This is a genomic window from Amycolatopsis sp. NPDC054798 (assembly GCF_053611505.1).
Window position 1 is genome coordinate 20209 of record NZ_JBSHAM010000097.1, and the last position, 9266, is coordinate 29474.

Consider the following 9266-nt stretch of genomic DNA (forward strand, 5'->3'; position numbering starts at 1 on the left):
GTGTCCCGGGCACTTCGCTTGCCGGTCAGGTTCGCCGCGTAGGGTCAGGACCACCGCCAAGCACGCGTACATAGGAGGACCCAGGTGACCAGGATCGTGATCATGGGTGGCGGCCCGGCGGGCTACGAAGCCGCCTTGGTCGCGGCGCAGCACGGCGCCGACGTGACGATCGTCGAGCGGGACGGCCTGGGCGGCGCCTGTGTCCTCTATGACTGCGTGCCCTCGAAGACGTTCATCGCCTCGTCCGGCGCGCTGGCGAAAATGCACGATCTCGGCGAGCTCGGCATCAACACCGACATGGCGGACACCACCGTCGACCTGCCGACCGTGCACGGCCGGGTGAAGGGTCTCGCGCTCGCGCAGTCGGCCGACATCCGCGCCCGCGTGCAGCGCGAGGGCGTTCGCGTGGTCACCGCCGAAGCCCGGTTCGCCGACGACGAGCCGGGTCTGGCCACCCACACGGTGGAGGTCACGCACTCGGACGGGACCGTCGAATCCCTGTCCGCCGACGTCGTGCTGATCGCCACCGGGGCCACGCCGCGCGTGCTGCCCGGTGCGGTGCCGGACGGCGAGCGGATCCTGGACTGGCGCCAGCTGTACGACCTCACTGAGCTGCCTGAGCACCTCGCGGTGATCGGGTCCGGTGTCACCGGGGCCGAGTTCGCCTCCGCGTACACCGAGATGGGCGTGAAGGTCACCGTCGTGTCCAGCCGCGACCGCGTGCTGCCGCACGAGGACGCCGACGCCGCCGCGGTGCTCGAAGAAGTCTTCACCCAGCGCGGCACCACGGTGGCCAAGCAGGCCCGTGCGGAACGCGTCGAGCGCACCGAGAAGGGCGTGAAAGTTCACCTGGCCGACGGTCGCGTGATCGAGGCAAGCCACGCGCTGATGACCGTCGGGTCCATTCCGAACACCGCCGACATCGGCCTCGACCGCGTCGGCATCGAGCCCGGCCCCGGCGGCTTCATCGCGGTGGACCGCGTGTCGCGCACGAGCGTCCCCGGCGTCTACGCGGCGGGCGACTGCACCGGCGTGCTGATGCTCGCGTCCGTGGCGAGCATGCAGGGCCGCATCGCGATGTGGCACGCGCTGGGCGAGGGCGTCGCGCCGATCAAGCTCAAGACCGTCGCGGCGAACGTCTTCACCCACCCGGAGATCGCGACCGTCGGCATCAGCCAGCAGGCGATCGACTCCGGCGAGGTCCCCGCGCGCACGATCATGCTGCCGCTGGCCACCAACGCGCGCGCGAAGATGGAAGGCCTGCGCCGCGGTTTCGTGAAGCTGTTCTGCCGTCCCGCCACCGGCGTGGTGGTCGGCGGCGTGGTGGTCGCGCCGTCGGCGAGCGAGCTGATCCTGCCGATCGCGCTGGCCGTGCAGAACCAGCTGACGGTGGACCACCTCGCGCTGACCTTCTCGGTGTACCCGTCGCTGTCCGGATCGATCACCGAAGCGGGCCGTCAGCTCATGCGGCACGACGATCTGGACTGATTTTCTTCGTCCGGGCAACCCCGTGCCGCACACCGCGTCTTGCGGGTTGAGGACGTGTGGCACGGGGAAGGAACAAGGGTGCGCAAGAGCGCGATTTTCGCGGTGGCGGCGGCGATCGGAGTGGCCGGGACAGCGGTTCCGGCAGTGGCGGCGGCAGACGGGCCCGCTCCGGATCCGGTGACTGTGCAGCTGAACCAGGACACAGCGGTGCTGCACGGCCAAGTGAACGCCTTCCAGCGCGGCTCCGATCCGAACCTGGCGCTCGCCTACTGTCCGGGGGCCAAGGCGGGCACGGCGGCGTTCAGCTCGCCCGCGCTGACGTTCTCCAAGTACTTCTACGGCGAGATGGTCGGCGTGAAGGCCACGATGAGCGCGAACGCGAACCTGGTGCCCGGCACCAAACCCGGCAGTTACCCGCTCACCGTCACGTGCGCCGGGAAGCAGTACACCGCGACCTTCACCGTGCCCGCCGCGCAGGTGTCGCGGGTGCCCAAGGGTGCGGCGAAAGCGGGCGACGGGAGCCTCGCCAGCTAATCGTCCAGGCTCTGGAAAAACCGCCGGAAATTGTTTCCGGCGGTTTTTTCGTTCCCGGGGCAACCCCGCGGCGGGTGGAGACGTCTTGGTTGTTGTCGGAACGAAAACGCCCGGGCCGCAGGGGGAACTGCCGGACGGGCGCGGATTCGCCGCCGTTGTCCTCGGCGGGAATCGCATTTTCATCAAGGGGAGTTGTCATGAAGCGTACCGTTATTTTCTCCACTCTGGTGGCCGCCGGAATGCTTTCGGCCGCACCGGCTTTCGCGGCCGAAGCGCCTACCGCGCCGTCCGCGGCGAGCACCGCCTCCGCGCCTGCCGCTGAGGAGCCGGCGGACGACAACGCGGGCGTGCCCAAGGCGTTCATCCGGGTGCTGCCGTCCTCCGGGCACGCCGGGGACCGCGTGACGGTGCGCGTCGGCTGCGAGGCCTCGGAAATCAAGAACCTGAACTCGGCGGCGCTGCAGTTCGGCAAGCTGCACCCGGTCGGCCCGCAGAACGACCCGTCGAAGGCCCCGGTCTCGCAGGGCACCGCGATCGTCCGCGCCGGGGTGAAGCCCGGGGCGTACCAGGTGACGTTCTCCTGCGGCAGCGCCGACCTCGCCACGAAGTTCACCGTGCTGGGCGCGAAGCCCGCCCCCAAGCCGACGCCCGCTCCCGCTCCTGCGCCGAAGCAGGTCAGCAAGGTTCCGTCCGGTGCGCCGCAGACCGGCGGCACGGACGGTCCGGTCGCGGACAACCAGTCGTCCGCCGGCCTGCCGATCGCGGCCGGCGCGATGGGCGTGCTCGCGCTCGGCGGCACCGGGCTCGTGGCGGCGCGTCGTCGCCAGCGTGGCTGACTAGTCTCCTGGGCCTGGCTGCTCTCGCGGCCGGGCCCAGGCGGATCGGGGGAAAGATGATCAGGAAGACACTCGCCGCGGCGGCCGTCGCGCTCGCCGCGCTGCTGGCCGGATGCTCCGTCAGCTCGATGACCCCGGCGCCCGTCTCCAGCGTTCCGTCCGCTTCGTCGGCCGCTATGCCGAAATCGGAACCGGTCTCGCTGGACATCCCGCGCATCGACGCGCATTCCAGTCTGGTGCCGCTCGGGCTCAATCCCGACAATTCGGTGCAGGTCCCGCCGGTCAGCAAACCGTTGCAGGCCGGGTGGTACGAAAACGGCCCGACTCCCGGCGAGGTCGGTCCCGCCGTGGTGCTCGGACACGTAGACGGAAACAAGCAAAAAGGAATCTTCTACCGGCTCAAGGAAATGAAGCCGGGAGACGACGTCGACATCGCCCGCCGCGACGGCACCACCGCGCACTTCGAGGTGACCAAAGTGGACCAGGTGCCCAAGGACGTCTTCCCGACCGACGCGGTCTACGGGGACACTTCGGATCCACAGTTGCGTCTGATCACCTGCGGCGGCGCGTTCGACCGGGCTGAGCACAGCTACGTCGACAACATCATTGTGTACGCCCACCTGGTGAACGGCGGGCATTGAGCCGGCGTTGAACAAGACGCCCCCGATTTTGTCGGTCCCCGGTGCGACACTGTGACGGTTGGCACAATTCCGGGAGGCGCGCATGATCACCAGGACTGAACCGTGGCCCGCGGGCACACCGTGCTGGGGCGACCTGATGGTGCCTGACCGCGACAAGGCGGTCACGTTCTACGAGGGTTTGCTCGGGTGGACAGTCGAATCCGGCGGCCCGGAGACCGGCTTTTACGGAATGGCGCAGGTCGCGGGAAAACCGGTGGCGGGCATCGGCCAGATCCCGCCGGAGCAGGCAGGCATGCCGCCGGTGTGGACGACGTACCTGTCAGTGTCCGATGTGGACAAAACGGTAGCCGCGATCGCGGAAGCGGGCGGGCAGGTCGTCGCACCGCCGATGGACGTCCTGACCGAGGGCCGGATGGCCATCGCGACCGACCCGACCGGGGTGGCGTTCGGACTGTGGCAGCCGGGCAGGCATTCCGGCACGCAGGCCACGCTCACGCCGGGGGCTCCCGCGTGGAACGAATGCATGACCCGGGATTTCGCCGCGGCCAAGCAGTTCTACGGGGATGTGTTCGGGTACGGCTTCGGCGACATGTCCGGGCCGGGCTTCACGTACGCGACGCTGGATGTCGACGGCCGTCCGGTCGGTGGGCTGGGCGAGCTGGCCGCGGACAGCCCTGCGCAACCCGGGTGGGTGACCTACTTCTGGACGTCGGACGCGGACGGGGCGGCGGCACGGATCCCGGAGCTGGGCGGGACGGTGGTGAGCCCGCCGGTGGACACGCCGCATGGGCGGATGGTGGTCGCGGTGGACGACCAAGGGGCGGGGTTTTCGCTGATGGCGCCCAACGACCAGTCCGGGATGCAGGACGGGTGGGGGTGAGGTTGGGGAGGTTGATGCTGGGCTTCTCGGGGCTGGCTGGGGAGGGCTGGTCGGGCGGGGAGTTGCTGGGCGCGGTTCGGGCTGGGCTGAGCCGGGTGGTGCCGGACGAGGTACCGCGCTGGGAGGGGCGTGGCCGGGCGAGGCACCGGGCTGAGCCAGGCGGTGGTGTGCGGTCTCGAGATAAGCGGCCGATCCTGCGTCGGGCTGCGGCAACGAGCCGGGCTAGCGCCGCTTTGTGCTGCGGAGTCTTGCCGTGCTGCTTGGCGCCGCACGGGGCTTGTGCCCGGGCGAGGCTGGTTGTGCCGGGTCAAGCCGGTCGGGTGCCGAGCCGAGCTGGTGCCGAGTCGTGCCGGTGCCGATGCGCGCTGTGCGATGCCGATGTTCGCTGGGACCAGCGGCGAAGGCAGTGCGTCTTGCCCACTCTCCGGGGCATCGAGCTTGCGGCAGAAGTCCGTGAGGGGAACCCCGAAGGAATCAGATTCCCTCAAGGTTCCCCTCACCGACCCTCAGCCGTCCGAGCCGCCAGCCGTCACGGCGGGCGGTCGGGAAAGCGTCACGCCATCACAACGGCAAGGCCACCAAAACCCAGCCAGCGGATCAGTCCTCCACCCAGTCGAAGGTCTTCGTCACGGCCTTCTTCCAGTTCCGGTATTCCTTCTCCCGCCGGGACTCGTCCATCGACGGATCCCACTGCTTGTCCTTGGCCCAGTTCGTCCGGATGTCGTCCTCCGACTCCCAGAACCCGACCGCCAGCCCGGCCGCGTACGCCGCGCCCAGAGCGGTCGTCTCGTTCACCACCGGGCGGATCACCGGCACCCCGAGGATGTCCGCCTGGAACTGCATCAGCAGTTCGTTCACGACCATCCCGCCGTCGACCTTGAGCGACTTCAGCGGAACACCCGAGTCGGCGTTCATCGCGTCGATCACCTCTCGCGACTGGAACGCGGTCGCCTCCAGCACGGCCCGCGAAATGTGGCCCTTGTTCACGAACCGGGTCAGCCCGACGATCGCGCCTCGCGCGTCGGAGCGCCAGTACGGCGCGAACAGGCCCGAGAACGCCGGAACGAAGTACGCGCCGCCGTTGTCGTCAACCGTTCGGGCGAATTCCTCGATCTGCGCCGCCGACGAAATCAACCCCAGGTTGTCGCGCAGCCACTGCACCAGCGAACCGGTGACCGCTACCGAGCCCTCCAGCGCGTACACCGTGTCGTTCGAGCCGATCTTGTAGCAGACCGTCGTCAGGAGGCCGTTTTCCGACAGCACCTTCTCCGTGCCGGTGTTCAGCAGCACGAAGTTCCCGGTGCCGTAAGTGTTCTTGGCTTCGCCGGGGGAGAGGCACGCCTGGCCGAACGTTGCCGCCTGCTGGTCGCCGAGGATGCCCGCGATCGGCACTTCGGCCAGTGCCCCGCGCGGGCGGACCTTGCCGTACACCTCCGACGACGACCGGATCTCCGGCAGCATCGACAGCGGAATCCCCATCTCCGCCGCGATGTCCTCGTCCCATTTCAGGGTGTCGAGGTCCATCAGCAAAGTGCGCGACGCGTTCGTCGGGTCCGTCACATGCACGCCGCCGTCGGTGCCGCCGGTCATGTTCCACAGCACCCAGGTGTCCATGTTGCCGAACACCAGATCGCCCGCCTCGGCCCTGGCCCGCGCGCCCTCGACGTTGTCGAGGATCCACTTGATCTTCGGGCCGGAGAAATACGTCGCGAGCGGGAGGCCGGTCTTCTCGCGGTAGCGCTCCTGCCCGCCGCCGAGCGCTCCCAGTTCGCCGGCGATCTTGTCGGTTCGCGTGTCCTGCCAGACAATCGCGTTATACACCGGCTTTCCGGTCTTGCGGTCCCACACGACCGCCGTCTCGCGCTGGTTGGTGATGCCCACCGCGGCGATGTCGGTCGGCCGCAGGTCGGCCTTGGCGAGCGCGCCCGCCGCGACCGCGCGGGTGTTTTCCCAGATTTCCTCGGCGTTGTGCTCGACCCAGCCCGCCTGCGGGAAGATCTGCTCGTGCTCGCGCTGGTCGACCGCGACGACACGGCCGGAGTGGTCGAAGATCATGCAACGCGTCGACGTGGTGCCCTGGTCGATCGCGGCGACATACGAAGTCATGGATTCCCTCCGGAAAGCTGGATCAGGTCAGGTTGTGCACGGCCAGGTACACCAGCGCGGCCAGCGCCGCGCCGACGAGCGGCCCGAGGACCGGCACCCACGAGTAGTTCCAGTCTGGATCGCGCTTGCCCTTGATCGGCAGCAGGAACGCGTACGCGATGCGCGGGCCGAGGTCGCGGGCCGGGTTGATGGCGTAACCGGTGGGCCCGCCGAGCGAGATGCCGATCACCAGCACGACGAACGACACCCCGGCGTAGCCGAGCGCGGTGTTGCCGAAGGTCGGCGTCCCGTCCGCGGCGGCCTTGAACGCCGGGGTCAGCAGGATCCAGGCGACGAGAACGAAGGTGCCGATGATTTCGGTCACCAGGTTCCACGCCTTGTTCCGGATCTGCGGGGCGGTGGAGAAAATGCCCAGCGTCTCCTCCGGATTCGGGTGGTCGTCGAACTGGAGCTTGTAGGTCAGCCAGCACAGCACGGCGCCGAGAATCGCGCCGAGCATTTCCCCGATCAGGTAAAACGGCACGTCCGCCCACGAAACCTTGCCCGAAATAGCCAGGCCGAGCGTGACCGCCGGGTTCAGGTGCGCGCCGGTCGGCGCGGCGAGACTGGCCCCGGCGAAAACGCCGAAAGCCCACCCGAAAGTGATGAACAGAGTTCCCGCTTGGTGTCCGTTGTTCTTGCGCAGCACCACGTTGGCCACCACGCCATTGCCCAATAACAGGAGCACTGCCGTGCCCAGCAGCTCCCAGACGATGATCGCGCCCGGACTCAGACTCTGACTCACGCTTCCCGCACCTCCACACTGGACAGTCTGTGCAGGGCCGAACACGTCCGGCCACAGCCCCGTCGCCGACCCCAGTCCGCGGCACGTTACCGCCGCGTAAGCGTGCAATCCATATGCCGGGCGAAGCAATGTGACCATGATCGTCATGGGTTCCGCCACACGTGTCACCTCGGGGTCAGCAGACGATCACGCAAGCGTGCGATGCTGGGGAAGGTGGAGCACGAGGAGGAACGAGTGGTGACGAACCCGCAGAACGGCAGCGACCCGGCCCGGCTGGGTCCGGCGGGCCGGGAGGAATCCTGGCGGCGCTTCGGCGACGAGACCTTCGACCTGGTCGTGATCGGCGGCGGCGTCGTCGGCGCGGGCACGGCGCTCGACGCGGCGACCCGGGGCCTGCGCGTGGCCCTCGTCGAGGCCCGCGACCTGGCGTCCGGCACGTCCAGCCGGTCGAGCAAGCTCTTCCACGGCGGCCTGCGGTATCTCGAGCAGCTCGAGTTCGGCCTGGTGCGCGAGGCGCTGCACGAGCGCGAGCTGATGCTGACGAAGATCGCGCCGCACCTGGTGAAGCCGGTGAGCTTCCTGTATCCGCTGACGCACCGGATCTGGGAGCGTCCGTACACCGCCGCCGGGCTGCTGATGTACGACACGATGGGCGGCGCGCGGTCCGTGCCCGGCCAGAAACATCTCACCCGGGCGGGTGCCCTCCGAATGGTCCCCGCGCTCAAGCGGTCCGCGCTCATCGGCGGCATCCGGTATTACGACGCGCAGTCGGACGACGCCCGGCACACGATGACCGTCGCGCGCACCGCCGCGCACTACGGCGCGGTGGTCCGGACCTCCACCCAGGTTGTGGGCTTCCTGCGCGAGGCGGACCGAATTTCCGGCGTGCGCGTGCGCGACGTCGAGGACGGCCGCGAGACCGAGATCCACGCCGGCGCGGTCGTCAACTGCACCGGTGTGTGGACCGACGAACTGCAGCGGCTGTCCGGCGGCCGCGGCCGGTTCCGCGTGCGCGCCAGCAAGGGCGTGCACATCGTCGTCCCGCGCGACCGGATCGTGTCGGAGTCGGGGATGATCCTGCGGACCGAGAAGTCGGTGCTGTTCGTGATCCCGTGGCGCAACCACTGGATCGTCGGTACCACCGACACCGACTGGAACCTCGACCTCGCGCATCCGGCGGCCACCAAGCACGACATCGACTACCTGCTCGAACACGTGAACTCGGTGCTTGCGACGCCGCTCACGCACGACGACATCGAGGGCGTGTACGCGGGTCTGCGGCCGTTGCTGGCCGGGGAGAGCGAAGAGACGTCGAAGCTGTCGCGCGAGCACGCGGTCGCGCGGGTCGCGCCGGGACTGGTCGCGATCGCGGGCGGCAAGTACACGACGTACCGGGTGATGGCGGCCGACGCCGTCGACGCCGCGGTGGTCGACCTTCCGGGCCGCCCGCCGTCGTCCATCACCGACAAGGTCCCGCTGCTCGGCGCGGACGGCTACCACGCGCTGGTCAACCAGGCCGATCACCTGGCCGCGGAGCACGGGCTGCACCCGTACCGCGTGCGGCATCTGCTCGACCGCTACGGCTCGCTGGTGCACGAGGTGCTGGCGCTCGCGGCGGACCGGCCGGAGCTGCTCAAGCCGATCGAGTCGGCCCCGGATTACCTCGGCGTGGAGGTCGTGTACGCGGCCAGCCACGAGGGTGCGCTGCACCTGGAGGACGTCCTCGCGCGGCGCACGCGCATCTCGATCGAGTACGCCCACCGCGGCGTCGACTGCGCCGAGCAGGTCGCCCAGCTGGTGGCCGGCGTGCTGGGCTGGTCGGAAGAGGAGACCAAGCGCGAGGTCGAGGTCTACCGGGCGCGGGTCGAGGCGGAGCGGGATTCGCAGCTGCAGCCGACGGACGAGTCGGCGGACGCGCTGCGGGCGGCGGCTCCGGAGGCCCGGGCGGGATTGATCGAGCCGGTCAGCTGAGAGCGTCGTGAGTGCCTGTCGCGGTG

The 9266-nt window shown here is 69.2% G+C and carries 8 protein-coding genes; 6 read left to right on the forward strand and 2 right to left on the reverse strand.

What is annotated here, in order from left to right; genetic code table 11:
• The first annotated feature begins 84 nt into the window (after nt 1-84).
• The 5 genes from ACWGIC_RS37420 to ACWGIC_RS37440 all read left to right on the forward strand — a co-directional run bounded on the left by ACWGIC_RS37420 (nt 85) and on the right by ACWGIC_RS37440 (nt 4379).
• Nucleotides 85-1488 (forward strand): NAD(P)H-quinone dehydrogenase, encoded by a 1404-nt coding sequence (locus ACWGIC_RS37420; RefSeq protein ID WP_452080669.1) that lies wholly within the window; start codon nt 85-87, stop codon nt 1486-1488.
• 78 nt (nt 1489-1566) lie between these two features.
• On the forward strand, nt 1567-2022 hold the full coding sequence (locus ACWGIC_RS37425) for a hypothetical protein (protein ID WP_452080670.1): 456 nt from the start codon (nt 1567-1569) through the stop codon (nt 2020-2022).
• Between the two features lie 197 nt (nt 2023-2219).
• A complete protein-coding gene (locus tag ACWGIC_RS37430) occupies nt 2220-2858 on the forward strand; it encodes a hypothetical protein (RefSeq protein WP_452080671.1) in 639 nt (212 codons plus the stop codon).
• Nucleotides 2859-2914: 56 nt separating this feature from the next.
• On the forward strand, nt 2915-3499 hold the full coding sequence (locus ACWGIC_RS37435; RefSeq protein ID WP_452080672.1) for a class F sortase: 585 nt from the start codon (nt 2915-2917) through the stop codon (nt 3497-3499).
• Nucleotides 3500-3581: 82 nt separating this feature from the next.
• Complete coding sequence (locus tag ACWGIC_RS37440) at nt 3582-4379, forward strand: VOC family protein (protein ID WP_452080673.1); 798 nt, start codon at nt 3582-3584, stop codon at nt 4377-4379.
• A gap of 597 nt (nt 4380-4976) precedes the next feature.
• Here ACWGIC_RS37440 and glpK read toward each other — a convergent pair.
• Both glpK and ACWGIC_RS37450 read right to left on the reverse strand, forming a co-directional pair.
• Nucleotides 4977-6485, reverse strand: a complete 1509-nt coding sequence (gene glpK / locus ACWGIC_RS37445) for a glycerol kinase GlpK (protein ID WP_452080674.1) — start codon at nt 6483-6485, stop codon at nt 4977-4979.
• A 22-nt stretch (nt 6486-6507) separates the two neighbouring features.
• A complete protein-coding gene (locus ACWGIC_RS37450) occupies nt 6508-7257 on the reverse strand; it encodes an MIP/aquaporin family protein (RefSeq protein ID WP_452080679.1) in 750 nt (249 codons plus the stop codon).
• A gap of 213 nt (nt 7258-7470) precedes the next feature.
• Here ACWGIC_RS37450 and ACWGIC_RS37455 point away from each other — a divergent pair, with 213 nt between their 5' ends.
• Nucleotides 7471-9240 (forward strand): glycerol-3-phosphate dehydrogenase/oxidase, encoded by a 1770-nt coding sequence (locus tag ACWGIC_RS37455; RefSeq protein ID WP_452080675.1) that lies wholly within the window; start codon nt 7471-7473, stop codon nt 9238-9240.
• Nucleotides 9241-9266 lie beyond the last annotated feature (26 nt).

Coding starts and splice junctions, on each gene's coding strand:
- ACWGIC_RS37440 (WP_452080673.1), top strand. CDS start 3,582: ATGATCACCAGGACTGAACCGTGGCCCGCGGGCACACCGTGCTGGGGC.
- ACWGIC_RS37430 (WP_452080671.1), top strand. CDS start 2,220: ATGAAGCGTACCGTTATTTTCTCCACTCTGGTGGCCGCCGGAATGCTT.
- glpK (WP_452080674.1), bottom strand. CDS start 6,485: ATGACTTCGTATGTCGCCGCGATCGACCAGGGCACCACGTCGACGCGT.
- ACWGIC_RS37455 (WP_452080675.1), top strand. CDS start 7,471: ATGCTGGGGAAGGTGGAGCACGAGGAGGAACGAGTGGTGACGAACCCG.
- ACWGIC_RS37435 (WP_452080672.1), top strand. CDS start 2,915: ATGATCAGGAAGACACTCGCCGCGGCGGCCGTCGCGCTCGCCGCGCTG.